The organism is Ferrovum myxofaciens (assembly GCF_013181415.1).
GTDB classification, from domain to species: Bacteria; Pseudomonadota; Gammaproteobacteria; order Burkholderiales; family Ferrovaceae; genus Ferrovum; species Ferrovum myxofaciens.
The window spans coordinates 1,493,848-1,519,749 of sequence record NZ_CP053676.1 but is presented as its reverse complement, the minus strand read 5'-3'; the positions used below and the strand labels follow the sequence as shown (position 1 = coordinate 1,519,749).

Here is a 25,902-nt window from a genome sequence, read left to right as displayed (position 1 = left end):
CCGACTTTTTTTGGGCGTGACAGATTTTGGATTGATGCCCGACAACGCTCATGATATGAGCCTGATGTCCCGCCTCGTCAATGGCATTCTTCATGGTCTTGCCATCGAGTGCCAACGCATCGTCTTTCTTCCCCCCACGCCGCGTTCCAGGCATTGAGTGCCCGATCCAGCGCGTCCGGTTCGATGCGAACCAGGCAGTCGCGAATGACGAATTCACTAGGGACGACATAACTTCCCTTCTCACGCCGACAACCGAACCGCTCGCGGGCTTTCTGTCCCAAGGCATCGGCCCAATCAGAGATGGCTTTATAGCCGCGCATGCCGCACAGCGTTGCTCCCGCCGCAATGCCCAGTACGACAGGCAGGCGATGACGTATCCCATGAGCGCGGCGCGGATCGGAAATCATCGTGAAACACTGCGGCAGCATGCGCATCTGTTCGGCATTGAGCATGATCTTGGGGGCTCCTGTGAGTTGAAGGTGTGCTCGGTTGGGATGGGTCAATTGCCCCTGAGGATTGCGACACAGGGGGCGAACAAAGACCCGCTTGGGGGCATCGGCTTCCGCGCTGTAGCCTTCTCGGGTACGTCGATATCCCTGGGTCAGTCCCAACTCGATCCAGTTGGCTGCGCGATACACGCCACCATGGAAGCGCCGGGGATCGACAAAGGTCTCCAGCAGCAGTAACGGATGACCAAAGCGCGTCTGCCAATCAGTGACGACCCGGCGTTCGGTCAGCGACAGAACGCGTGAGCCAATATTCGGCCGGTGCCAGTCGGGAAGAATCAAGAAGCGACTATTGTTGGCGATCAGTTTGAGCCGTCCATACTGCGAGCGAAAGTCCCAGCCGATCCACCGGTCACGAACGCCGCATTTCAGCGCCGCCGCCGATATACTCAGTTGCGCTACCCATTCTTCCCGCCAAGTCGCAACGTACCACACCGTTTCACCGATCTTCGGTAGTCCTCCAAGGTAATGGTGGCGCACCATCTGCTCTTGATAGCGCGTCTCCTCGCCCCGTTCCACAGGGCGTACCTGGATCTCTGATAGCACTTTGCTGGCGAGGTTCGTTGGTTCCATTCGGTGATTTATACCGGAAGTCTTCGGCAATGTCCAGCCCTACATGGTAATCAGCTGGTTTTAGTTGCCATTTACAGGAGGGCAAATTCACCCTGTTCAATACCTGTCCCTGTCTTGACAACGGGGTTTGCCATAGTATCCTTGTGGACGGGTTGAATATGAATCCGATTCCGGGTGCCCTCGTACCTGGGTGGTCAAATTCAATGAAAGAGACGGCTGGCAGTGCAACAACAAGGATGCTGTCATGAATCATGGCGTAGAAGACCCCGGGCAACGAATCAAGCAACTTCTTCAGGTTGCAAGCGATGGAATTCATATACTTGATCGCCAGGGTTTTCTGATCGAGGGCAGTGACTACTTTTTTGCTCTGCTGGGCTATTCTCGTGCTGAGGCCATTGGGATGCATGTGTCTCAATGGGACGCCCAGTGGACCCGAGAGGAAGTCATGAACGTCATCGACTTGAATTTTCAGTTGGGCGAAGGGGCCCACCGAACCTTTGAGTCTTTGCACCGCTGCAAGGACGGACGAATCGTCCCTGTAGAGATTACGGCCAGAAGTTATCACGCCGTCCTGGGCGAGCCTCTCCTGTATTGTTCTTCACGGGACATATCGGAACGGCGACAATTTGAGGCTACGTTACGGTTCAAGCAGTTCGGCATCGATCATGCTGCCGAGCAGATGTTGTGGATCGATCGACAGGGCCGGATTTTGGATGTCAACGAGTCCGCTTGTCGCCAATTGGGGTACTCCTATTCTGAACTGGTCCAAATGTCGGTGGGGGATCCGGATCCGTTTTTTACCCCCGATCAGTGGGGCAGACTCTGGGAAAAGTTGAAGGTACACGGCACGATGTCCCTTGAATCCTCCCAACGACATCGAGATGGCTCAATCTTCCCTACCGAAGTATTGGTCAATTATTTTGAGTACGAAGGCGTGGAATATAATTGCATGCTGGTACGCGATATTTCACGACGGAAGGCCTATGAACAGCGCATTCAGCGACTGACCGACCTTTATCACGCCCTCAGCGAAATCAATCAGGCCATCGTACGCATGGAAACCAAGGATAAATTGTTTCCTTTGGTGTGCAAGGTGGCGGTGGAGTTTGCCGGGTTTGAAATGGCCTGGATTGGAGTACCTTCGGAACAGCGGGATGCCATTATTCCAGAGGTTTTCTATGGGACGGGAACAGACTATCTGACTGGCCTCTCTTTTCCTCTGATCCCTTCCGATTCTGAGCAACTCGGTCCCATCGCCTTGAGTTTTCGAGAGGCGCGCAATATCTTTGTCAACGACTTCATGAGCGACCCTTTGACCACTCCTTGGAAAGCAAGGGCGCAAATGTACGGATGGCGAAGTGGGGCAACTTTCCCGATCATTCAGGGAGATACGGTGGTGGCGGTGATGGCCGTGTATGCGGTGACTACCGATGCTTTTCATGAGGAAGCCGTAACCGTTCTCAACGAAATGGTGCGGGACATTGCTTTTGCCCTAGAGACTTTCGATCGTGAGTTGGCCAGAAAAAAAGCAGAGCAATCCCTATATGAGCGAGAGCAGCATTTTCGGGCCTATTTTGAACGTTCCATGGTGGGAATGGCCACCACGGCTTCAGACCGGCGCTGGATAGAAGTCAACCCGGCACTCTGTGAAATGCTGGGTTACAGCAATGCCGAGTTGACGGGGATGTCATGGGAGGACATCACCCACACCGAAGACCTGGCTCTCAATCGACAGTTGTTTGAGAGAGTGGTGTCAGGCAAGTTGGACGAATACGAATTTGATAAAAGGTTTTTCAAAAAGAATGGGGATATCATTTATACGCATGTAGCCGCTCGTGCAGTGCGCAACCCTTCCGGCATGTTGGACTATTTGGTGGTGTTGGTGGATGACCTCACACTGTTGCGAAAGCAACAACTGGAACTCGAACGCCGGGTGTATTACGATACCCTGACCAACTTGCCGAATCGTGCCTTGCTCACCGATCGACTTGAGCATGCCCTGGCTCAACTCAAACGTTCGAATGGGCTGGTGGCGGTGTGTTTCATTGACCTGGATGGATTCAAAAAGGTCAATGACACTTATGGTCATGGTCTTGGAGACCATCTTCTGGTAGCCGTGGGGAAAAGAATTCACGATGCTTGTCGTACCACAGATACGGTTGCCCGTTTCGGTGGTGATGAATTCGTGGTGATTATTGAAGGGAACAGTGATCAGTCAGAGTGCCTGTTTCTTTTGCAACGAATTCAAGAAACTATCGGTCAGCCGTTTCAGATCGAAGGTCATTGGCTCAAGATTTCGGCAAGCATCGGAGTGACGTTGTGTCCCGATGATGTATCCGATGGTGAAGTATTGCTTCGCCACGCAGATCAGGCCATGTATCTGGCCAAGCAGTCCGGGCGGGACAAAATTTATTTCTTTGACGCGCAAAGCGAACACCTGATGCGGCACCGCATCCATACCCTGGAACGATTGGAGCAGGCCCTTGATCTGGGAGAATTGCAGTTGTACTATCAGCCCAAGGTGGATATGCTTCAGGGTCGAGTGATCGGACTTGAAGCGCTCATCCGCTGGCATGATTCGATGCAGGGGAGGCTGGTCTTGCCCAGAGAATTCATTCCCTTGGTGGAAGGCAGCCACTTCGAGATAGTTTTGTCAGAATGGGTAGTGCGTCAGGCCTTGTGCCAACTGTCCGAGTGGCACCGCATGGGACTGGATCTGTCCTTGAGTGTCAATATTCCTGCGCCCCATCTGCGCTCTCCAGGGTTTGTGGATTTTATCCGTCTCGAAATGGCTGTCTACCCACAACTTCCACCCCGTGCACTGGAATTGGAAATTCTGGAGACTGCAGCTCTGGGTGACCTCGATGCGGTCATTCAGAAGATGATGCATTGTATGGATTTCGGGGTGAGTTTTTCCATCGATGACTTTGGCACAGGGTACGCTTCCCTTTCCTACCTTCGTCGATTGCCTGCATCGATCATCAAGATCGATCAGGTTTTTATTCGTGACATGTTGCACGATCCCGAGGATCTTTCCATCGTCCAGGGGGTTATCGGGCTGGCCCTGGCATTCCACAAGGCTGTGCTGGCCGAGGGGGTGGAAACCATCGCACATGGTCGGAAACTTCTCGACATGGGGTGTTCCCTGGCCCAAGGGTTCGGCATTGCACGTCCCATGCCGGCTGCAGAAGTTCCTGTCTGGATTCGAAACTTCAAAGGATTTCCGGAGGAGTCATCGCAGCAGTAGGTCCTGCAGGGTTTTCCATTCCTGAAGCGTGACCGGAGTGATGGACAGACGATTTCCCTTGGCCAGTACGCGCAGGGTTTGTAAGTCGGGGGTTTGGCGTAGTTCGGCCAGGGTCAGCAAGCGCGTTTTTTTGACGGCTTGGACGTGTACGCAATGCCAGCGCGGGTGCTCCAGGGTGGCTTTGGGGTCGAAATAGGGGGATAGGGGGTCGAACTGCGTGGCATCAGGTTCGGCCAGTCGGGATACGCGCGCCAATCCCGCGATGCCGGGAGCGGCACAATTGGAATGATAAAACAGGACACCATCCCCCAGGACCATATCGCGCATCATGAAATTGCGCGCCTGATAATTGCGTACGCCAAACCACGCTACTTCCTGATTGGCCAGGGTCAGCAAATCATCGAAACTCACTTCGGAAGGCTCGGATTTCATTAACCAATAATGCGTCTCTGTCATGGGATCAAAAGTAGGCGTTCGGAAAACCAGGGTCAAGGGGCAGAGGGTGGCGTGTTTTCGGAGAGCGCTTCCTTACGCTTCCACCATCCTCCTCCCAGGGCTTGGTAGAGGGCTGCAGTGTCGCCAAAACGATTGACGCGTGCCTGTACCAGGGTCAATTCGGCCTGCTGAAAATTGATCAGAGCGGTGAGTTCGGCCTGGGCATTGACATAACCGACCTCGCGTTGCCGACGGGTCAAGTCATAGGCGTGCCGGGCGGCTTGTTCTGTTTCGTTGGCAGCCTTCAGGGTACGGGCATCCGCTTCGATGGCATGCAGGGTATCGGCTACATTCTGAAAGGCCCCGATGACGGTGCTGCGGTATTGGGCGGCGGCTTCCTTGAGGGCTGCTTCGGCAGCGGTTTGATGAGCGCTCAAGGTGCCGCCGTCAAACAAGGTTTGACTGACATCTCCGATCAAACTGAAGAAACCGGCGCCATTGTGAAACATCTGGTTGAATGTGCCCGCTTCTCCCCCAATGAATCCAAAGATGGTGAATTGGGGGAGGCGATTGGCGATGGCCACGCCCACTTGCGCACTGGCATAGTGAAGTTGTTCCTCGGCCATGCGTACATCGGGACGCTGGTCCACCAGTTGGGACGGCAAACTGAGCGGAAGGGTGGAAGGGAGATGCAGGGAGGCCAATTCGAATTTTTGCGGGATATCCTGATTGGGCAACTGGCCGGCCAGGGCGCGCAGCAGATCACGGGTTTGTTCCAGGGCCTTTTCGAGAGGGGGCAAACTCTGCTCGGCTTGTGCCAGCGCGGTTTCCTGATTGGCGACATCGATGTCCATGGCATAGCCTAGGCGCTCTTGATTCTTGAGAATGGTCAGCATTTCCCGGTTGGCGTCGATGATCTGGTGCGTGGCCTCCAGTTGGGCACGCAGGGAAGCTTCCTGCAGGGCAGCGGCCACCACATTGGAGGCCAGGGTAATATAAGTGGCTTCCAACTGGTAGCGTTGCTGTTCTTCCTGGGCCTTCATGGATTCAACCTGGCGTCGGTTGGCGCCAAACACATCAGGGGTGTAGCCCACCATCAACTGGGCGGTATGAAAATTGTAATAAGCCGGACCGTTATAGATGGGGCCCGCCGGGTTACTGTAAGTCTGTATGACCTGACCATTTCCTTGAATTCCGGGCGAATTCCCCCCCATGTTTCCGGCCAACTTGTTGCGTGAAGGCATGTAACTCACTCCCACGGTGGGGAAGAAGAATCCTTCCTGAGCCACGGTCATCGACTGTGCCTGCTGCAGGGCCGCTTGCGCTGCCGGAATGGTGGGGTTGTTCTTGAAGGTCAGTTCGATCAGGTCATCGATGTCCTTTGAATGAAACATCGTCCACCAGTCAAAGGGAAGATCTTTCTGTACGTCAAAGTGTTGGGGTTCTCCGGCGAGGCCTGGGGTGGCGGCGGTAGTACCCGGTTTTTCCTGCGGGGTATAGCCGTTTGCCGAGGGCGCTTGCGGACGCTGAAAGTCAGGTCCCATGGCACACCCACCCAGAAGGATCGCCAACAGAAGCGGGTTTAGAAAGAATAAGGGACGACACAGCATGACTGATGGCTCCAAGTCTGATGGGGGGGAGTGTACGAGGGTTCCGGCCCCATGAAAACTGTGATTTGTCACAGTAGACGAGAGGAGGCGAAAGCCGCATCATTGCGCCAAAATTGGCAGGAGTTCGAGTGTATGGGGTTCAATCGTCAAAAATGGGTGATTCTGGGCGGCGCCACTATTGTCTTGGTGAGTGTACTGATCTATTTCAAGGGTGGTGTCCAACCTCCCGCCAGCGAGGGAAAATCAGTTATCGGACCGAAGGTGTCCGGGCAAACGTTGCAATTGACGGATGCTCAAATGGCGCTGGTCAAGGTAGCACCAGCCACCCTTCACCCTTTTCTGGCACAACGGGAAGCCATGGGGGTCATCGCCTTCGATGATGAACAAACCGTGCAGGTTTATCCCCCGTATCCCGGTAAGATTCTTCGAGGGTTCAAGGAAGTAGGGGACTTTGTCAAGAAAGGAGAGACGCTCTATACCCTGGATAGCCCCGACTTGATCCAAGCTGAATCCACCGTGATTGCGACAGCAGGTGTGCGTGAATTGACGACCCGTGTGCTGGAGCGCGCCAAACAACTCATTGCACTCAAGGGCTTGGCGGAAAAGGATTATCAGCAGGCCATTTCAGATCAGCAAACGGCAGAGGGAAATTACAATGCAGCACGGAATGCCTTGCATCTGTTTGGCAAGTCTGCCCAAGACATTGACCGTATCGAGGCGACCCACAAGGTGGACTCGGTCTTGGCTATTCCCAGTCCCCTGGATGGGCGCGTGACGGTAGTTGCCATGTCTGCAGCGGCGGGAACCTATGTACAACCGGGTACGGCCCCCGCTCCTTACGCCATTTCCGACCTCTCCACGGTGTGGATGCTGGCCAATGTAGCTGAAACCGATATCCCGCTTCTGGAAGTCGGACAATCCGTGCTCGTGCGGGTCATGGCTTTCCCTCAACGTACCTTCCAGGCGAAGATCGATAAAGTCGGGACCGTGGTGGATCCTAATACCCACCGTCTTCAGGTTCGCTGTGTGGTCCGTGATCCCCGTCATGAATTGCATCCTGGGATGATGGCGACCTTTACCATTCGTACAGGAGCCGATATGCAATCAGTGGGACTCCCCGATGGCGGGGTAGTGCGAGAAGGAGATGGGTCCTACAGTGCCTGGGTTGCCGAAGGACAGCACCGTTTCAGGCGGCGTTCAGTGACTCTTGGGGTTCGTCAGGAAAATCTGATGCAGATTCTGGAGGGCATTCGGCCGGGTGAAAATGTGGCCACCGATGGAGCGATCTTTCTGAGCAATGCTTTCGCGGTCGATGCATCGACGGGCGAGTGAGGATAGAGAACCGTGTTGAAAAGTATTTTGTTGTTTTCGCTGTCTCGTCGACCTCTCGTGTTATTGGGACTTCTGGTATTCATTGCCGCCGGGGTTATGGCCTACCTGAAACTCAACGTGGAGGCCTATCCCAATCCGGCTCCGGTGATTCTCGAGATTACGGCTCAGGCACCGGGCCTCTCGGCCGAGGAAATGGAGCGGTACTATACGGTGCCCATGGAAGTGGGCTTGGCGGCTACTCCTGGGGTCGATAATATCCGTTCCACGTCCTTTTATGGGCTGTCGTTTATTCGTGTGACCTTCAAATACGGCATTGATTATTATTTTGCCTATACTCAGGCTGCCTTGAGCCTGCAACAGAATGTCAGTCTGCCCAATAATGTTTCTCCCCAAATTCAGGCGTCCAGTCTGGTGGGGGAAATTTTCCGTTATCAGGTCGTGGGCCCCCCCAATTTTGGCTTGACCAATCTTCGCACGGTTCAGGATTGGGTGTTGCAACGGCGTTTGTTGACGGTTCCAGGGGTGGTTCAGGTCAACAGTTGGGGTGGGGCCACCAAGGAGTTCGATGTAGAAGCAGATCTGCATAAACTGGAAGCCTACAACATCACCATCCCCCAAATGGTTGCGGCCATCGGTAATGCCAACATCAACGTGGGGGGGCGGACCATCAATATCGGTCAGCAGTCCCTCAATATACGGGGCGTTGGTTTGATCGATACCGGAGGTGGGCTGGATTTGACCCAGGGACGGCGGGTGACCGATGTGGAAAACATCGTGCTTGCGCAGTCCAATGGGACACCAGTGCTGGTCAAGGACGTGGCCCAGGTCAAGGTGGGGGTAGTGCCCCGTTTGAGCAAGGCAGGACGGGATCATCAGGACGATGTGGTGGCTGCCATCGTGGTGATGAACCGTACCATGCAAACCAACGATGTGGTGGCTCGAGTCAAAGCCGAAGTGGAAAAAATCAACCGTGATGGCAGTCTTCCGCCTGGAGTCAAGATCGTTCCCTTCTATGACCGGACCTCTTTGGTCAACGTCACCACCCACACCGTATTGCATAACCTGATTTTTGGATGTCTGCTCGTCTTCTTCATCCAGTGGGTTTTTCTGGGAGATCTGCGCAGTGCGCTCATCGTGGGTATCAATATTCCTTTTGCCCTGTTTTTCAGCATCATCCTGCTGGTCATGACGGGGGAATCCGCCAACCTGCTTTCTCTGGGAGCTGTGGACTTCGGCATCATTGTGGATTCTGCCGTCATTCTGGTGGAAAACATCTTCCATAATTTCCAGAAAAACAAAGCCGATCGCAGTGCTTTGCTCGAAGCCTTGCTGGAAGGGAATGAACGGGGGGACACTCGGATTCTGGCCCACGGCTACGGGTGGACCAACCGATTGCGCATGATTTTCATCAGTGTCCTGCAGGTGGATCGTGCCATTATCTTCTCGACCATCATCACCGTGGCCGCTTTTCTACCCCTCTTTACCATGGAGGGGGTTGAAGGCCAGATCTTTGGCCCGATGGCGCGTACGTACGGCTATGCCCTGGCTGGGGCCTTGATTGCGACTTTCACCATTACGCCTGTTCTTTGCTCTTTTCTGTTGCCAAAAGAAGTGCGTGATACGGAAACTATGGTGGTGCGTTGGCTACGCGAACGTTATGTCCCGATCCTGCGCTGGGCTTTGGCACATCGCCAACAAACTATCCTGGGAGGAATGGCATTTTTAGGGGTCGCTTTGATTCTGTTGCGTATGATCGGATCGGAATTCCTTCCTGCCCTCGAGGAAGGGAATTTGTGGATTCGAGCGACCATGCCGCCCACCATTTCACTGGAAGCAGGGATGCCAACGGTGACCCGGATCCGACAGATTCTGGACACCTATCCCGAAGTCATCACAGTGGTTTCCCAGCATGGGCGGCCCGACAATGGGAGTGATGCCTCCAGTTTTGGGAATGCAGAGTTTTTTGTACCTCTGAAACCCATGGAAGACTGGCCAGCCGGGGTGACCAAAGAAAAGTTGGTGGCGGAGTTACAGAAGAAGTTCGCGCAGGAATTCATCGGGATAGAATTCAACTTTTCCCAGTATATTCAGGATAATGTTGAAGAGGGTCTGTCAGGGGTCAAAGGGGCCAATTCGGTCAAGATCCTGGGTCCGGATTTGGTGATACTGGAAAAATTGGCTAATCAGGTACACGATGAATTGGCCAAGATCAAGGGTATTGCGGATCTGGGCGTTTTTCGGGTCATGGGACAACCCAATCTCAATATTGTGGTGGACCGGGTGCGGGCCGCTCGTTACGGGCTCAATACAGGCGACGTCAATACGGTGGTTCAAGCCGCTTTGGGCGGTGCCCAGACCACGACGTTGATGGAAAGCGATCGGCAATTTTCCCTGGTGGTACGACTGGCCCCTGAGTTTCGACAGAATATCGATTCGATTCGTCAATTGAAGGTGGCCTATCAAACTCCAACGGGAACCAATGCCTATATTCCCCTCAGTGAAGTGGCGAATATTTCTCTTGATACAGGTGCCTCATACATCTATCACGAAAAAAACCAGCGCTTCATTCCGGTCAAATTCAGTGTGCGCGGACGTGATATCGGGAGTACGGTATTGGAAGCCCAGCAGGCCATTGCGCATCAGGTTCCCTTGCCACAAGGGTATCGGATCGAGTGGGCCGGAGAGTTTGATGAATTGCAGCAGGCCAAACAGCGGCTTTTTGTGGTGGTTCCCATCGCCTTAGGTCTGATTCTGATCTTGCTCTATGGCTTGTTCAATTCCGTGCGAGACAGCCTCCTGGTGCTGGTGGCCATTCCCTTCTCGGCTGCGGGGGGGGTCATTGCCTTGTATTTGACGGGGTTGGATCTGAGTGTCTCGGCAGCTATCGGTTTTGTTTCGCTGTTTGGGGTTTCGGTCATGAACGGTATTCTCATCATGACCTACTTCAATGGCTTGGTGAATTCGGGCATGCCCGCAGAGGAAGCCATGTTTACGGCGGCTGAGAAGCGTATGCGGCCACTTCTCATGACGGCGCTGTCGGCGTGTATCGGACTGCTTCCTGCGGCTTTGTCGCACGGTATTGGCAGTCAGGTGCAACGTCCCCTGGCCATGGTGGTGGTGGGGGGGATGTTACTGGGGCCGATCATGTTGTTGGTGGTGGCTCCTGCCTTGCAGATGGTGTTTCTTGACAAGAGGCGAGGCAAGCCTCGGGTCAAACCGATGGATAATACCCTTAAACTCGACGAATAAAAGCAGGGATCAGGGTGTGATCAGGCCCAGACTGGCTGCCCGGATCGCGGCTTCGATGCGAGTGGCAACCCCCAGTTTGGTGCGGGCGTTATCGATGTGAAAATCTACTGTTCTTTTGGACAGTCCCAGAATCAGGGCAATTTCACTGGAGGTTTTGCCACGCGCCGACCAGGTCAGTACTTCCCGCTCCCTTTCTGCCAGTTCCACCCCAACGAAGGGGATTGTGTTTTCCCGTGCCCGGCCTGAACGTGTACGCAGGATTTCGTACAGTACATCAAAGTCGATGGGCTTGGTGACATAGTCATCCGCACCCAGTCGTCGTCCGCGCAATTCACTTTCACGGTCGGTGAGGGCCGTCAGAAAAATGAAGGTCGGGGGGTTGGTCACTGCGACCAGGACTTTTTCCAACACCTCGAATCCGGAAAGCATGGGTAAGCCGATATCGCACAGCACCAGATCCGGGCGCCCACGCTCGATGGCCTCGAGGCCAGCCTGACCATCATAGGTCAGGAGGACGGTGACTCCTCGATCCTGCAACTCCTCAGCAATCAAATCAGCCATTTCACGATCATCTTCGATACAAAGAATTTTCATCAACGTCCAGAAGTTGGCAATGAATGAGGAGAGACTGTTTTTTAGGATGGAAAACGTACTTTATCAGGAATCTTCATGAGTCATCGATGGGCGGTTCAGTTTTTGGATACCGGGTCATTTCCCAACACATGACCGGCAACCAGATGTCCGTAGAGAGAATTCTGGGTACGGTGAAATAAGGCCCGTGTCTCATCCACAGAACCGGTGTATCGTGGATCCTGGGGACGATTGTGTCCGTCCATGAAGTAAGCCACATCCCAGGCATCCTGATCGGAGAGCGATCCTCCCAAACTCAGGGGCATATTGGTTTTGATATAGGCGGCGGCCTTGTTCAGAAGAGCCATTCCGGCTCCCCAGTTGAAAGAGCGATCTCCCCACAGAGGGGGGAAGACCATGTGCCCGTCATTGGCTCTTCTCCCTTGACCACTGGTTCCGTGACAGAGCGCACAATTATTCGCATAGACGGTTTTCCCTCGTTCGTAACTGGGAGGAGTGCCGGGTTTCTGGATTTGAGGGATTCCTCGTTCCTGCAATAGAGGATTGATTTTTGCATTTTTCTCCATCCAGTAGGCATAGGATTCCAAAGCCACCAATATAGGGTCACCCAAGGGGGGAGCCTTGCCATTCATGCTGTAGACAAAGCACTCTTGCAAACGTTCGGCAAAGGTGTTGACCCTGTGATTTTTGGCTCGATAAGCGGGGTAGGACAGGAATGCAGCCCATAAAGGCGCAGATCCCGCTTTGCGACCCTGGTCCAGATGACAATTCCGACAACTTAAATCATTGCCCACATAGGCCCCTGCGAATTGACCGGTGTTGGAGAAAATCAATTGCCCCTGGCGCACCATCTTTCCAAATTCATCCTTGGGAATATCGTGGTCTGCGGGCAAAATAGAAGCCCCTCCCTCAGGAGGTCCGTCGGGCAGGCTGTTTCCCAAGGTCGTGAGGCTGGTCATCAACAGAGCAAGGGTCATCAGGTATTTCACGGTTGACCTCCTGTGGTCATGGGGGTTGATCCGGAATAGTAGAGTGAAATGGTTCGAATATCGGCATCCGACAGTTTTTTTGCAATATTCTCCATCAAGTGGAGGGGGCCTGGGGGGCGACTGCCCTTCTGAAAGGCCCGCAACTGGTTTTCCAGATAAAGTGCAGGTTGCCCATTCAAAGCCGGAAAGTTTTCGCCCACACCCTTCCCTTCGGGGCCATGGCAATCATCACAGGATGGAATGTTTTCACCCCAGCGGCCATGAGTGGCCAGTTCGTTGTCGGATTCGGCCTTTACCCCCAGAGGCCGATACAGAGGGGGTAACTGCGCATAGTAGTTGGCAGCATGGGTGATGCCATCGGTAGAGAGCGTTTGGGCGATGGAGTTCATGACAGGATTTTTCCGTTCATCGGAGGCGAAGGCCTGCAGTTGTTCCCTCAGATACGTGGCGGAAAGTCCCCTCAAACGCGGTATTCCCTCTGCGGCATTCCCGTCGCCTTCGTTTCCATGACAACCGGCACAGGCGGCTCCACTGAATTTGCTGCCCTCTCCCCCGGCAGAGATGAGGGGTTGGGAGAGGGAGGTTTCGGCGTGGGTGCCAAAGGCCAGGGGCAGAAACAAGAGAGCCTTGAGAGATGCTTTTCCATGTTCAAAATACTTGGTTTTATACATGTCACGCTCTCTTCATCGAAGGATTGACGACTTATCCGTGGCCTCTGGATAAGGTTTGAAACCATAATGTGCAAAAATGGCCTGGGCTTTGGGGGATTTCAGGAAATCGACCCAGGCTTGAGCCGCCTGTGGATGGGGCGCACCCTTTACCACTCCCGCTGCATAAATTGCGGTGGCGTTCTGTGTGGCGGGAATCTCCACGTGGGTAATCGGATTTCCTGTTTCTTCCTGAAAAATCGCTTCGGATTGCCAGGTGACTCCGGCATCTGCGAGCCCTTTCATCAGTGTCATCGGGCTTTGTCGGTGATGGATATGGGTCAGTTGGGTCTCTCCCGTATGGACCTTATGGACATAAACTTCCTGAACCAGGTCGGGGCCCCCTGCCTTCATCAAAGCCGCTTTGATCTGCCTTCCAATTCCTTCGAATTCAGGATTGGGCATGACCAGTTTTACCCCGGGTTTGCCCAGATCGCTCAGTGTCTGGATATGTGCGGGATTGTTTTTCGGGACCATGATGGCCAGTTGATTGGTGGCGTAGGACACCACGGGGCTTTGCAACAGACCATCATTATCCAGCGCGCTGACCCGTTTCAATCCCGCTGCATAGACGTCTGCCTTGACTGTCCAGGTCATGTTGCCCACCGTGATGGTGCCCCCTTGGTGTATTTGATCGAACAGTAGTCCCGGTGGGATGGTCTCGTAATAAATTTTTCCTTTCAGCGCAGGGTATTCCTCTTCAAAGGCAGTCACCAAGGGAGCCATGGCAAAGAAATAATTGCCGCCCACGAAAATCGACAACTGGGCACCCATGGGATCCCCATGAAAGTCCGGAAGATTGTCCACTTCAGGGACGGTGAACTCCAGTCCACGCTGAACCACGGGGTTGTTTCTCCCCTCGCTCCAGGGCGGATTCACCCCGGCTTGCGCGGTCAAGGTGATACCGCCCAGCAGGGGCAGTAAAATCGTTTTAATAATGAAATGAATTTTGTTTTTTTTCATGGATGTTCTCCTATTTGGCGTAATAAAAACCCCGTGCGCCCAATTCAGGTATTGTTCCCATTACACCAGGGGTCAATACCGCACCATCAATGAGATGGTTGGTGAGTTCGGCTGCCAATTGGGGGATGGATCGATGGTCAGGGTTGATTTCTGTCTTGTGTAGCCGGGTGGCTAACTCAAAGATGGCATTGTGACAAGCCAGAAAAACCACGCCACGGGCTTGCAGCACAGGAATACTGTTATCCAGAGGCGAGAATACGCCGGTGATGTCCTCATACTGGGTGGGATCCGCCTGGGCGGCGGCAGGCACTTTCAAGAAACTGTTGTCCTTGAATTTTCCCTGGGTCAGTTGGGACAGTTGATATTTTTCCCAAATATAGTCATCGTAAAGCGCCAAATGAGCGGGTCCGTGGGTGCCCGATACCACCAGAAAGTCCTTGTGCCCAAAAGCCCATGTTTGGGTATTCAGGGCATTTCTCATCAAATTGAGCCATGGGCCATCCAGAATCATATTGTCGAAAACCTGTTTGTGCTGTCCCTGATACTGGAAAATCAAGCGTAAGGCCTCATCATCCCATTCTTCGGGGCGGGTCAAAATCATGGGAACGCTCTTGAAATCCCGACGTCGGGGTGTTTTTTCCAAGGATTTGTTTAACAGGGATAACCACGGCGTTCCCTCAGGGATCAAGGTCTTCAAGGGGGTGGAGATCGATTCGGCATGCGCTGCCGTTCCGCCTCCAACCAACGTCAGGGTTGCCAAACCGCTGGTCATGAAGCCCAACATTCCTCTGCGCGCATTGTTCATGGTATTCACTCCAAATAAAATTTATTGTGAGAGACGAGCCCTTTGAAGGGGCTTAATAGTTTATTGTTCTATCCTTAGAATCAATGGTTGTATTATAAGAGTGGGTGACGGGATAAGTAAAATTCATTTTTATTATTAAATGATGAATTTTATTCACCAATCCATCGAAGCGATGGGGTATTTTCGTTATCAATATAAGATTTTTGTTAAAATTCAATCGGTTTTAAGTGTTTATCGGATACGGTGGGGCTGTGGATTGAGATCATTTAAGGGAAATAAGGGGGGCAAGGGTTGATAATAGTGCTTGGCTCAGATCCTGTGCCCGGATAAACCGTGCGTTTTCATTCTCTGCGCACACGCCTGTCCCTGGCCTACGCCCTCTTCCTTTTATTGGTCGTGGGGTTGGGCGCGTTCAGTATTCGTCAGTTGGATGATTATAATCGGGTGACGGCAGAGATTCGTGACCGCTGGCTGCAATCCACGCGCATTCTGGGGGATCTCAACAACGATACCTCGGATTTTCGTGCGGCTGAGGGCAGTTTCTTGCTGTCGGATACGTTGTCAGAACGTCAGGATAGTGCGCACGAAATGGACTCTCTGGATGCTTCCATTGCCCATAGTCTGGTGCGATACCAGCGCATTCGTCACGATGATCAGGAAGATCGGCTGTATCAGGATTTCCTGGTTCACTGGCGAAGTTATCACCGGTTGGTGAAGCAGGAACAAAGGTTGCCGCTTGAAAGTGGCACAGCGATTCGTTTATACCGCACCGATGCGCGCACCGCTTATAACCGGGCCAGTGAAACACTGGGACAATTGACGCAGTGGAATCTGGTGGGGGCTAAAAATGCCGTGGAACGGGAAAGTGCCACTTATCGGGATGCCAACGGCTGGATCGTGGCGGCCATTTTGACCGCAGGATTGCTGCTTTTTACGGCCATTGGTTTCATTACCCGCTCTGTTTCCAATCCGTTACTCGATTTGGCAAAGAGTATGCAACGAATTGCAGACAAGGAAACAGAAGTTCCCATTCAGGGGGTTGAGCGGAGCGATGAAATTGGTGTCATGGCCCGTTCTGTGCAAGTATTTCGGGACAATGCCCGAGCCCTGTTGACCAGTCAGGCACGTTTGGCTGAACAGGCAAAAAGTTTGGAAGATGCTCTGGCCAAAGCTCAGGAAATGACTCAGCAACAACATAATTTCGTTTTGATGACCTCCCATGAATTTCGAACGCCTCTGGCTCTGATCGATGGGTATGCTCAGCGCCTGTATAACGCCCGTGAGCGTTTTGGACCTGAAGAAGTGGGAGAGCGGGCACTCAAGATCCGGCGCGCCACCCAGCGCCTGACCACCCTTCTCGACAGTTTGCTGGATGTCCCCAAACATTCTGCCGAACCCCCACCATTTCATCCGCAATCACTGGATATCAAGGAGTTGCTTCGTCGTTTGTGCCAGGAATATCGTGAAATGGCTCCTGATCGAAATTTTCAGGAACACCTGGAAAATTTAAGTTTTTTTCTCACCGGGGATGTGGAATTGCTTCATCAGGCATTTGGCAATCTTTTATCTAATGCTGTCAAATATTCGGCACCGGGAAGTTCCATTACGCTTGAGGCGCAGGACTGTGACGGTACTCTGGTGATTGAAATATCGGATCAGGGCATCGGCATTCCAGAGCGGGATCGTCCTCATATTTTCGAACGATATTTCCGTGGTTCCAACGTCAGTTCGCACAGTGGAACAGGCGTGGGACTTACCCTCGTGAACCAGATCATCACCCTGCATCACGGGACCCTGGAAGTTGCCAGTACGGAGGAGCAGGGAAGCCGGTTTACTGTCCGTTTTCCGGATCCTGAACGGACTTCACTGTTGACGTGACAACCGGCTTGGGGGAGAGGACAGATCAAGCGTGCGTGAGGGCGGTGACGGCTTCCTGATACCGCTTCAAGGTACCCAGGATGATTTCTTCGGGAAGGGCGGGGGCAGGGGGGCATTTGTTCCAGTGTTGGGTTTCCAACCAGTTGCGGACGAACTGTTTGTCGAAACTTTGCGGGCTGGTGCCGGGTTGGTAACTGTCCTTGGGCCAGAATCTCGAGGAGTCTGGCGTGAGTACCTCATCCATGAGGGTCAGTTGATCGTGATCATCGAGTCCGAACTCGAACTTGGTGTCGGCGATCAGGATGCCGCGATCTTCGGCGTACTGTGCGGCTTCAGAATAAAGTTTGAAGGCCGTACGTTTCACTTCCTCGGCACGCGGTTCTCCGACCAAAGCAATCATTCGTTCAAAGTTGATGTTTTCGTCATGATCGCCCGCTGTCGCCTTGGTGGCCGGGGTGAAAATGGGTTGAGGGAGTTTTTCGGCGCGCTGTAATCCCACCGGGAGAGGGAGGCCACAAACCCTTCCAGTCATTTGATAGTCCTTCCAGCCTGATCCCTCCAGATAACCCCGTACCACCGCCTCCAAAGGCAGGGGTTTGAGACGTTTGACGATCATGGCACGATCCCTGACCTGATCTCTTTCGGCTTCTGTGACCACGTCTTCAGGGTCGATTCCGGTGAGATGGTTGGGAATGTCCTTGAAATGATCGAACCAAAAGTTGGAGAGGGTCTGGAGTAACTTTCCCTTGCCTGGTATGGGGGAAGGAAGGACGACATCGAAGGCGGACAGGCGATCGGTGGTTACCATGAGCAGGTACTGAGTTCCCACGGAATAGATGTCCCGCACCTTGCCCCGGGCAATCAAGGGCAAGGAAGTGATGGTCGTTTCAAAAACGGCGTCACTCATGCAGTATGCTCTCCCACCCGTATGATTTTCATCGTATTGGTCCCCCCTGCCTTGCCAATGGGTTCGCCCATGGTCAAGAGCATCAAGTCGCCTTCCACGACGGCACCCATCTTGAGCAGTACAGCCTCAGCTTCGGCAATGACAGCCGCAGGTTCAAGATGGCTATGATGGAAGGTCACGGGGTAAACTCCCCGGTACAGGGTGGTTCGCTGCTGGGTTTCTTCGGAGGGGGTCATGGCATAGATCGGCACGGGGGTATCCGAGCGAGAAATCAACAAAGCCGTGGTTCCGCTCTGGGTCAAAGCGGCCACTGCCTTGACGTTCAGGTGACGGGTGGTATGGATCACCGCGCGCGCCACGGCCTTCTCGATACGATCCACGGGGTCGAAAGCCCCCCGTTCCACCGTCGGGAGCATTTCCTGTTTTTCTGCTTCGGTGCAGACTCTCGCCATGGCCGCAATGGATTCCACCGGATATTGCCCTGCGGCCGATTCGGCAGAGAGCATGACGGCATCCGTTCCATCCAGCACGGCATTGGCCACATCAGAGACCTCTGCGCGGGTGGGGACTGGGCTGGAGATCATGGATTCCATCATCTGGGTGGCTGTGATGATGGTTTTGTTCATCTGGCGCGCCAGGCGAATCATGCGCTTTTGCAGGGCGGGCACAGCGGCATCCCCTACCTCCACGGCCAGATCTCCCCGCGCCACCATGATGGAATCGCTGGCGGCAATGATGTCTTCCAGGGCATCGATGGCTTCAGCGCGTTCGATTTTTGCTTGTAACTGGGCCTGGCCACCCGCCGCAGTGAGAAGCGCACGGGCCTGATCCATGTCAGCACCGGAACGGGGGAAGGAGACGGCCAGATAGTCCACCTTCAGGCGTGCGGCCAACTTGATGTCTTCCCGATCCTTATCGGTGAGTGCGGGTGCGGTCAATCCGCCGCCTCGACGGTTGATGCCCTTGTTGTTGGACAGGGTGCCTCCCTGAATGACGATGGTGTGAACTTCATTGCCGATGACGGCGGTGACGCAGAGTTCGATTTTTCCATCATCCAGAAGAAGGGCGTCACCGGGGTGAACGTCCTGGGGTAATTCCTTGTAATCCAGTCCGACCCGTTCCTGGTTGCCTAAAGGGCAATCCGCATCGAGTATGAAGGTGGCGCCAGCTTGAAGAAGAATTTTGTTGTCTTGAAACTTGCCTACCCGAATTTTAGGACCCTGCAGGTCACCCAGAATACCCACCGTTCGGCCCAGTTTTTTGGCCAAGGTTCGGATGGTTTCGACTCGTGCGCGGTGGTCTGCTTCCGTGCCGTGGGAAAAGTTGAGGCGGGCCATATCCATCCCGGCCAGGATCATGCGTTCGAGGATTTCGGGAGAACTGGAGGCGGGACCGATGGTGGCGACAATTTTGGTACGACGCTGCATTTGAATGACAACTCCTGTGGGCAGTGGAGGGGTAGGGAATGGGTCTGGTACCACGATTCGAACTCCACCAGCGATAAAGCCATGATTATCTCATGGGTAGCCCGAGTCTGTTTGGTTTGTGCGCAGGGAACCCTCCCTGCGGAGGGCTCCGATGCGACAGGTTATTGTCCTCGTGCTTCGAGGATCTTGACAGCAGGCAGGTCTCGTCCTTCGAGGAATTCGAGGAAAGCGCCGCCCCCGGTGGAGATATAGGACACACGGTCGGCAATGTCGTACTTGGATACGGCGGCCAGGGTGTCTCCCCCTCCGGCGATGGAGAAGGCCTTGGATTCAGCAATGGCCAGGGCCAAGGCTTTGGTGCCGTCGCCAAACTGATCGAATTCGAACACGCCCACAGGACCGTTCCACACGATGGTACCGGCGTTTTTAATGATCTCCGCCAAGCGCGCGGCCGTTTTTGGACCGATATCAAAAATCATGTCATCGTCAACTACAGCATCCACATTTTTCAGGGTGGCTTCAGCATCTTCAGCGAATTTCTTGGCAGTGACTACATCCACCGGAATGGGCACATCGCCGCCCCGTGCCCGTGCTGAATCGATGATTTTACGAGCCTCCGGTACCAGGTCAGGTTCTGCCAGGGATTTGCCGATCTTGTGGCCTTCGGCCAGCAAGAAGGTGTTGGCAATTCCACCGCCGACGATCAGTTGATCGACTTTGTGGGACAGAGTGGAAAGCACCGTCAACTTGGTGGAAACTTTAGATCCTGCCACGATGGCCACCAGGGGGCGGGCAGGTTCCTTGAGCGCGCGTCCCAGGGCATCCAGTTCCGCTGCCAGCAGAGGGCCGGCACACGCGATCGGAGCGAATTTGGCCACTCCATGGGTGGAAGCTTCGGCGCGGTGAGCGGTGCCGAAGGCATCCATCACGAATACATCGCACAAGGCGGCCATTTTTTTGGACAGCGTGTCATCGTCCTTTTTTTCGCCCACGTTGAAGCGCACATTTTCCAGCAGGACCACCTGACCCGGTTCGACATTCAGGGGGTGATCGAGCCAGTGCCGGATCAGAGGCACCGGTTGCCCCAGAAGTTCGGACAGGCGCTGAGCCACAGGCGCCAGGGAATGGGCTTCATCAAAAGTGCCTTCTGCGGGACGGCCCAAGTGGGACATCAACATGAGGCGTGCTCCTGCCTTCAAGGCGTGTTGGATCCCGGGCAGACTGGCACGGATGCGCGTGTCATCGGAGATACGGCCTTCCTTGAGGGGTACGTTGAGATCAACGCGCACCAATACACGTTTTTTGGCAAGATCCATGTCCTGCATGCGAAGGATACTCATGACAATTTCCTGTGGTAATTCAAAAAATTCAAAAAATCAGCCCATAATTTCAGAGAAACAGGGCTGATGCATCAAACATGGACGAGTCAGGATGCTGCCATCCAGGCAGCGGTGACGTCCAGCATACGGTTGCTGAAGCCCCATTCGTTGTCATACCAGGACAGAACCTTGACCAAGGTTCCGCCGGAAACTTTGGTGAGGGTGGCATCAAAGGTACTGGAAGCAGAATCGTGGTTGAAATCCACGGAAACCAGGGGTCCTTCGTTGTAGTTCAGGATGCCCTTCAAGGCGGCTGAACCCGCAGCTTCCTTCATGATGCTGTTGATTTCTTCCACGGTGGTGGCCCGTGCGGCTTCAAACGTCAGGTCCACCAACGAGACATTGATGGTGGGGACTCGGACGGCAAAACCATCCAGTTTTCCGTTCAATTCGGGCAGAACCAGACCCACGGCCGCTGCCGCCCCGGTTTTGGTGGGAATCATGGACATGGTGGCGGAACGGGCCCGACGCAGGTCGGAATGGTACACATCGGTCAGCACCTGGTCGTTGGTGTAGGAATGAACGGTCGTCATCAAGCCTTTGACCACGCCGATTTTTTCGTGCAGCGGTTTTACCAGGGGGGCCAAACAGTTGGTGGTACAGGAAGCATTGGAAATGACGGTCATGTCGGAACGCAGAACATGATGATTGACCCCATATACCACGGTGGCATCCACATCGTTCCCGCCTGGTGCGGAAATGACGACTTTTTTGGCGCCGCCTTTCAGGTGGGCCGAAGCCTTTTCCTTGGAAGTAAACAAACCAGTGCATTCCAGAACCACATCCACGCCCACGCTGCCCCAAGGGATTTCAGCGGGGTTGCGTTGAGAAAAAACCGGGATGCGATCGCCATTGATGACCATGGCGTTGCCTTCCACCGAGATTTCTCCATTGAACCGACCGTGGGCGGTATCAAAGCGGGTCAGATGAGCATTGGTTTCAGAATTGCCCAAATCGTTGATCGCTACGATCTGAATACCTTGCTTGTTACCGGTCTCGTACAGGGCACGCAATACATTGCGACCGATGCGACCATAACCGTTGATACCGACGCGAACAGCCATGTGATTTCTCCTCAGGGTTGACAATGGTGGGGGAATACGGTGATTCTTTCCCCCTATTATAGATAAATTGCACTGATATTATGAAGGCTTTATGATGGGTTTGTCATCAGGGGTGGGCATGCATTTTACCTTTCGGCAGTTACAAATCTTCGAGGCGGTGGCCAGATTGCTCAGTTTTTCACGGGCGAGCGAAGAGTTACATTTGACTCAGCCTGCGGTATCCATGCAAATCAAACAGTTGGAAGATTTTGTGGGGATGCCTCTGTTTGAACAGATGGGTAAGCGAATTTTTCTGACCCATGCGGGAGAAGAACTCTACCAGCATGCGCGGGTGATTGCGCGTCAACTGAAGGATGCCCGGGAAGCCTTGGAAAGTTTGCGCGAGGGAATCAGTGGTCGTCTCGACATTGCCATCATCAGCACGGCCAAATATTTTGCCCCTACGCTTCTGTCTCGCTTCTGTGTCTTGTATCCGGCGGTCCAATTGAAATTGTCGGTATCGAATCGGGCGGGAATCGTTCGGCAGTTGCACCATAACGAAGTGGATCTGGTCATCATGGGACAGCCGCCGGAAGAGATGGGCGTGGTGATGGAGCCCTTTGCCCGCAATGCCCATATTATCGTGGCTCCACCCACGCACCCCTTGGCTGCGGAAAAAACCGTGGAAGTGGCGGACCTGGCCGGGGAAGATTTTTTACTGCGCGAGAAAGGGTCGGGTACGCGTCAGTTGCTGGAAAGATTCCTGCTGGCCCATGGAGTTGAAATACATCCGCGCATGGAGATGAGTAGCAACGAAACCATCAAGCAGGCCACGATTGCTGGCATGGGGATTGCTTTTTTATCCGAACATTCGGTTACGTTGGAACTGGAAACCAAACGACTCAAAATATTACCGGTGGTTGGATTGCCCATTATCCGCGACTGGAATCTGGTTCATCATCGGGACAAACGCCTGTCCCCGGTGGCGCGGGCTTTCAAGGCGTTTTTGCTGGAGCAGGCACCGCATATGCTGCCGGTGGTGGGTTAACGGGGCATGATAGCATGACCGTGTTTTGTCTTGATCAAAGAGGTCCTGGAGGATGAGCCTCCCGCGTTTCTATTGTCCTGACCGTATCCTTTTGGTGCAAGGAGGAGCGTTGCCCCGTGAAGTGGCACACCATGCGGTGCGGGTACTTCGAATGGAAGAGGGAGAGGAATTGATGCTGTTCGATGGTCAGGGGGGAGAGTTCCGTACCCGGATACTGACCATTGAAGGTCCCCGCGTGGAGGTGACAGCGGGAGTTTTCGACTCTGTGGAACGGGAGTCACCCCTCCAGACGATTTTAATTCAGGGACTCTGTGCCACCGAAAAAATGGACTGGATCTTTCAGAAAGCCGTGGAGTTGGGGGCCACTGCCCTGTGGGTGACCCCGACGGAACGTAGCGTGATTCGCCTGAAGGGAGAGCGCGAGGCACGGCGTCTTGAACATTGGCACAAGGTCATTCTTTCGGCGTGTGCTCAATGTGGGCGCAATCGAGTGCCAGAACTGCGCTTTTTTGGAGCGCTGCGTGACTGTTGGGCCAAACTTCCCGCACTGGGGCTTCGCCTCCTGCTGAATCCGGAGGGACAGCCAGGGCGGGCGGATCCAGCCTTGTCGGATGGAACCGTGATTCTGCTGGTGGGGCCCGAGGGGGGATTGAGTGCGGCAGAAATAGGCCAGGCCCATCAGGCAGGGTTCGTGGATGGGCGCATTGGCCCCCGCATCCTGCGTACGGAAACCGCTGCATTGGCCGTACTGGCAACTCTTCAGTCCCGTTACGAGGACTGGACGTTGTGATCTGACCAAGGGTTGATAGAATCACGCTTGGGCAACTAGGGGATTATCGATGAAGAACAGTCAGGACTTCGTGGCCTGGTTTCGGGCTGCTGCCCCCTATATCCATGGGTTTCGGGGTCATACTTTCGTGGTGGCTTTTGGTGGGGAGGTGGTCAGCGATGGTAAATTCGTGGCACTTACCCATGACCTCAACCTTCTTCATAGTTTGGGCGTACGCCTGGTGTTGGTATATGGAGCCCGTCCACAGACGGAAGGACGACTCTCGCAACGGGGTCATGTGCCCCATTATGTGGAAGGTATTCGGGTTACCGATGCCGTGGCGCTGGAGTGTCTGATCGAGGCTTCCGGGACGCTGAGTGTGGAAATCAGTGCCTTGCTTTCGGTGGGTGTGGCCGAATCGCCCATGGCAGGCGCTGCCCTGCGGGTGGCCACGGGAAATTTTGTCACGGCTCGTCCGGTGGGCGTGGTGGAGGGCGTGGATTTCCAGTATACCGGTCGCGTACGCAAGATCGATGCGCTGGGGATTCAGCGCCGTCTGGAGGACGAAGAGTTTGTGTTGCTGCCTCCTTTGGGCTACTCACCAACGGGCGAGATTTACAACTTGACCGTGGAAGAAGTGGCTACCGCCGCCGCAGTGGCTCTGAAGGCCGCCAAACTGATTTTTTTGACAGATGCCGCCGGGGTGGTCAATGGCTCCGGCGAGTTGATCGGGACGTTGTCGGCCCAACAAGCCGAAGAAATTCTTCGGCATCCCGGTACGCAGGGCGAGGATGTGGGGTATTACCTGCCCTGTGCGGTGCGGGCATGTCGTCAGGGCGTGGCGCGCGTCCATCTGCTGGATCGTCACCGGGATGGTGCACTATTGCTGGAACTGTTCACGTCGCAGGGGATCGGGACCCTGGTCACGCCGGACATCAAGGATGTGTTGCGTTCTGCGACATTGGAAGACGTGCCGGGACTACTGAGTGTGATTGAACCGCTGGAGGCGGAAGGTGCTCTGGTCAAGCGCGATCGAGTATTGCTGGAAACCGAAATCGACCGTTTCACGGTATTGTTGCACGATGGGCGGGTGATCGGTTGTGTGGCGCTGTACCCTTACCCCGAGGAAGAATGTGCAGAACTAGCCTGTCTTGCAGTGATGCCCGAGTTTCGCAGTCAGGGACGGGGTGACGTATTGCTGAGCCATGTGGCAGAACGGGCTCGTGCTCTGGGCGTGAAGCACCTCTTTCTGCTGAGCGCACGGGCCGGGCAATGGTTTGCGGAACGGGGCTTTGTGGAAACCGGCGTGCATGACCTCCCCCCTCAGCGGCAGCAGATGTACAACTACCGGCGCCGTTCCAAAGTATTCGTCAAGCCTCTGGGTTGAACGGGTTTCCGGTATCATGCTCTTTTCATTCGATCAGGAAGGTGAATCATGAGCCGAACCGTGCAGTGCATCAAGTTGAAAAAAGAAGCCAAGGGATTGGATTTACCGCCCTACCCAGGGGCCTTGGGGGCACGAATCTATCAAGAGGTTTCGGAAGAAGCATGGCAACAGTGGCTGGGTCATCAGACCATGCTGATCAATGAAAATCGTCTCAATCTGGCCGATCCGGAAGCCCGCAAGTATCTGGCCCAGCAAATGGAAGCTCATTTTTTCGGGGAGGGGGCAGAGCAGGCCTCCGGTTATGTGCCCCCTCCTCAGTCATGAGGGTCAGGAATCACTGATGACGGTGCGTTCCACCTCCTCCATGGAGGTGTGACGCACGTCCTTGCCCTTAACCAGATAGATCACGTATTCCGCCATATTTTTGGCATGGTCTCCAATACGTTCCACGGCTTTGGCTGCAAACAGGATATCGATGGCATTGGAAATGGTCCGTGGATCCTCCATCATGAAGGTAATGAGTTGACGCAGAATGCCCCGGAAGGACTCATCCACGTCGCGGTCATCGCGCAATACCTGGGCAGCGGTGGTGGCATCCAGACGGGCAAAAGCATCGAGAGAATGTCCCAGCATCTGCACAGCCAAATGAGCCGCATGACGAAGATCCACGGGGAGATGAGGTTGGAGTAGACGGTCGCTGTCATGGAGCAGGATGGCCATACGCGCCATTTTTTTTGCCTCATCACCGATGCGTTCCAGATCGGTGATGGTTTTGATGATGGCCAGAATCAGGCGCAGGTCGCCCGCTGCAGGCTGCCGTCGGGCGATGATGTGGGTACAGTCTTCATCGATGCTCACCTCTAGTCCATTGATCCGACGGTCAGTTTCAATGACCTGGCGGGCCAGGGAGACATTGCCGTCCTGTAATGCATTGACCGCCGATTCAATCTGTTCTTCGATCAAACCGCCCATGCGCAGGACTTTGGCGCGGACATTCTCGAGTTCTACATCAAACTGTTTGGCAATGTGTTCTTGATGCAAGGTAAACCTCCGCAAA

At 54.3% G+C, this 25,902-nt stretch carries 21 protein-coding genes; 8 read left to right on the top strand and 13 right to left on the bottom strand.

Features of this window, described 5'->3' with window-relative positions; all coding sequences use genetic code 11:
- Nucleotides 1–77: 77 nt before the first annotated feature.
- Nucleotides 78–1,079 (bottom strand): Druantia anti-phage system protein DruA, encoded by a 1,002-nt coding sequence (locus HO274_RS07395; RefSeq protein ID WP_273118215.1) that lies wholly within the window; start codon nt 1,077–1,079, stop codon nt 78–80.
- A gap of 244 nt (nt 1,080–1,323) precedes the next feature.
- Here HO274_RS07395 and HO274_RS07390 point away from each other — a divergent pair, with 244 nt between their 5' ends.
- Nucleotides 1,324–4,326: a sensor domain-containing protein gene (locus HO274_RS07390; RefSeq protein WP_273118213.1), complete on the top strand. Its 3,003-nt coding sequence runs from the start codon at nt 1,324–1,326 to the stop codon at nt 4,324–4,326.
- Here HO274_RS07390 and HO274_RS07385 read toward each other — a convergent pair.
- Together HO274_RS07385 and HO274_RS07380 are read right to left on the bottom strand one after the other, a co-directional pair.
- The gene (locus HO274_RS07385) at nt 4,312–4,758 is read right to left on the bottom strand and encodes an EVE domain-containing protein (RefSeq protein WP_273118210.1); all 447 of its coding nucleotides are present in this window, start codon (nt 4,756–4,758) and stop codon (nt 4,312–4,314) included. The two genes, HO274_RS07390 and HO274_RS07385, sit on opposite strands and share 15 nt — an antisense overlap.
- Nucleotides 4,759–4,814: 56 nt before the next feature.
- Entirely contained in the window at nt 4,815–6,371 is a 1,557-nt protein-coding gene (locus HO274_RS07380; protein ID WP_273118207.1) for an efflux transporter outer membrane subunit, read from the bottom strand.
- Between the two features lie 132 nt (nt 6,372–6,503).
- Here HO274_RS07380 and HO274_RS07375 point away from each other — a divergent pair, with 132 nt between their 5' ends.
- Together HO274_RS07375 and HO274_RS07370 are read left to right on the top strand one after the other, a co-directional pair.
- Complete coding sequence (locus tag HO274_RS07375) at nt 6,504–7,703, top strand: efflux RND transporter periplasmic adaptor subunit (protein ID WP_273118204.1); 1,200 nt, start codon at nt 6,504–6,506, stop codon at nt 7,701–7,703.
- 12 nt (nt 7,704–7,715) lie between these two features.
- A complete protein-coding gene (locus tag HO274_RS07370) occupies nt 7,716–10,952 on the top strand; it encodes an efflux RND transporter permease subunit (protein ID WP_062187961.1) in 3,237 nt (1,078 codons plus the stop codon).
- A 9-nt stretch (nt 10,953–10,961) separates the two neighbouring features.
- On the opposite strand, the gene HO274_RS07365 is transcribed toward HO274_RS07370, so the two are convergent.
- The 5 genes from HO274_RS07365 to tetH form a co-directional block, all read right to left on the bottom strand.
- Complete coding sequence (locus HO274_RS07365) at nt 10,962–11,546, bottom strand: response regulator transcription factor (protein WP_273118198.1); 585 nt, start codon at nt 11,544–11,546, stop codon at nt 10,962–10,964.
- Between the two features lie 95 nt (nt 11,547–11,641).
- Entirely contained in the window at nt 11,642–12,520 is an 879-nt protein-coding gene (locus HO274_RS07360; RefSeq protein ID WP_420537399.1) for a c-type cytochrome, read from the bottom strand.
- An 8-nt stretch (nt 12,521–12,528) separates the two neighbouring features.
- Nucleotides 12,529–13,203, bottom strand: coding sequence for a c-type cytochrome (locus HO274_RS07355; RefSeq protein WP_273118193.1), 675 nt, complete (start codon nt 13,201–13,203; stop codon nt 12,529–12,531).
- Between the two features lie 12 nt (nt 13,204–13,215).
- Nucleotides 13,216–14,202, bottom strand: a complete 987-nt coding sequence (locus tag HO274_RS07350) for a substrate-binding domain-containing protein (RefSeq protein ID WP_273118190.1) — start codon at nt 14,200–14,202, stop codon at nt 13,216–13,218.
- A 10-nt stretch (nt 14,203–14,212) separates the two neighbouring features.
- Nucleotides 14,213–15,007, bottom strand: a complete 795-nt coding sequence (gene tetH, locus HO274_RS07345) for a thiosulfate dehydrogenase (protein WP_031595896.1) — start codon at nt 15,005–15,007, stop codon at nt 14,213–14,215.
- Between the two features lie 333 nt (nt 15,008–15,340).
- Between tetH and HO274_RS07340 the strand changes: the two genes are divergently transcribed.
- Nucleotides 15,341–16,885, top strand: coding sequence for a sensor histidine kinase (locus HO274_RS07340; protein ID WP_273118187.1), 1,545 nt, complete (start codon nt 15,341–15,343; stop codon nt 16,883–16,885).
- Between the two features lie 25 nt (nt 16,886–16,910).
- Here the strand turns inward: HO274_RS07340 and HO274_RS07335 are convergent, their stop codons facing one another.
- From HO274_RS07335 to gap, 4 genes are all read right to left on the bottom strand, one after another.
- On the bottom strand, nt 16,911–17,792 hold the full coding sequence (locus HO274_RS07335; RefSeq protein WP_273118185.1) for a phosphoribosylaminoimidazolesuccinocarboxamide synthase: 882 nt from the start codon (nt 17,790–17,792) through the stop codon (nt 16,911–16,913).
- Complete coding sequence (gene pyk, locus HO274_RS07330; protein WP_273118183.1) at nt 17,789–19,219, bottom strand: pyruvate kinase; 1,431 nt, start codon at nt 19,217–19,219, stop codon at nt 17,789–17,791. The genes HO274_RS07335 and pyk overlap by 4 nt, the downstream gene beginning before the upstream one ends.
- 161 nt (nt 19,220–19,380) lie before the next feature.
- A complete protein-coding gene (locus tag HO274_RS07325; protein ID WP_273118181.1) occupies nt 19,381–20,559 on the bottom strand; it encodes a phosphoglycerate kinase in 1,179 nt (392 codons plus the stop codon).
- 86 nt (nt 20,560–20,645) lie between these two features.
- The gene (gene gap / locus HO274_RS07320) at nt 20,646–21,662 is read right to left on the bottom strand and encodes a type I glyceraldehyde-3-phosphate dehydrogenase (protein WP_031595882.1); all 1,017 of its coding nucleotides are present in this window, start codon (nt 21,660–21,662) and stop codon (nt 20,646–20,648) included.
- A gap of 118 nt (nt 21,663–21,780) precedes the next feature.
- On the opposite strand from gap, the gene HO274_RS07315 reads away from it, so the two are divergent.
- The 4 genes from HO274_RS07315 to HO274_RS07300 are packed head-to-tail and all read left to right on the top strand — an operon-like array spanning nt 21,781 to nt 25,169.
- Nucleotides 21,781–22,689 (top strand): LysR family transcriptional regulator, encoded by a 909-nt coding sequence (locus HO274_RS07315; RefSeq protein WP_273118178.1) that lies wholly within the window; start codon nt 21,781–21,783, stop codon nt 22,687–22,689.
- A 52-nt stretch (nt 22,690–22,741) separates the two neighbouring features.
- Complete coding sequence (locus HO274_RS07310) at nt 22,742–23,479, top strand: 16S rRNA (uracil(1498)-N(3))-methyltransferase (protein WP_273118175.1); 738 nt, start codon at nt 22,742–22,744, stop codon at nt 23,477–23,479.
- 49 nt (nt 23,480–23,528) lie between these two features.
- Entirely contained in the window at nt 23,529–24,845 is a 1,317-nt protein-coding gene (gene argA / locus HO274_RS07305; RefSeq protein WP_031595873.1) for an amino-acid N-acetyltransferase, read from the top strand.
- A gap of 48 nt (nt 24,846–24,893) precedes the next feature.
- Nucleotides 24,894–25,169, top strand: a complete 276-nt coding sequence (locus tag HO274_RS07300; RefSeq protein ID WP_273118172.1) for an oxidative damage protection protein — start codon at nt 24,894–24,896, stop codon at nt 25,167–25,169.
- Between the two features lie 3 nt (nt 25,170–25,172).
- Here HO274_RS07300 and phoU read toward each other — a convergent pair whose 3' ends face one another.
- The gene (gene phoU / locus HO274_RS07295; protein WP_273118169.1) at nt 25,173–25,886 is read right to left on the bottom strand and encodes a phosphate signaling complex protein PhoU; all 714 of its coding nucleotides are present in this window, start codon (nt 25,884–25,886) and stop codon (nt 25,173–25,175) included.
- Nucleotides 25,887–25,902 lie beyond the last annotated feature (16 nt).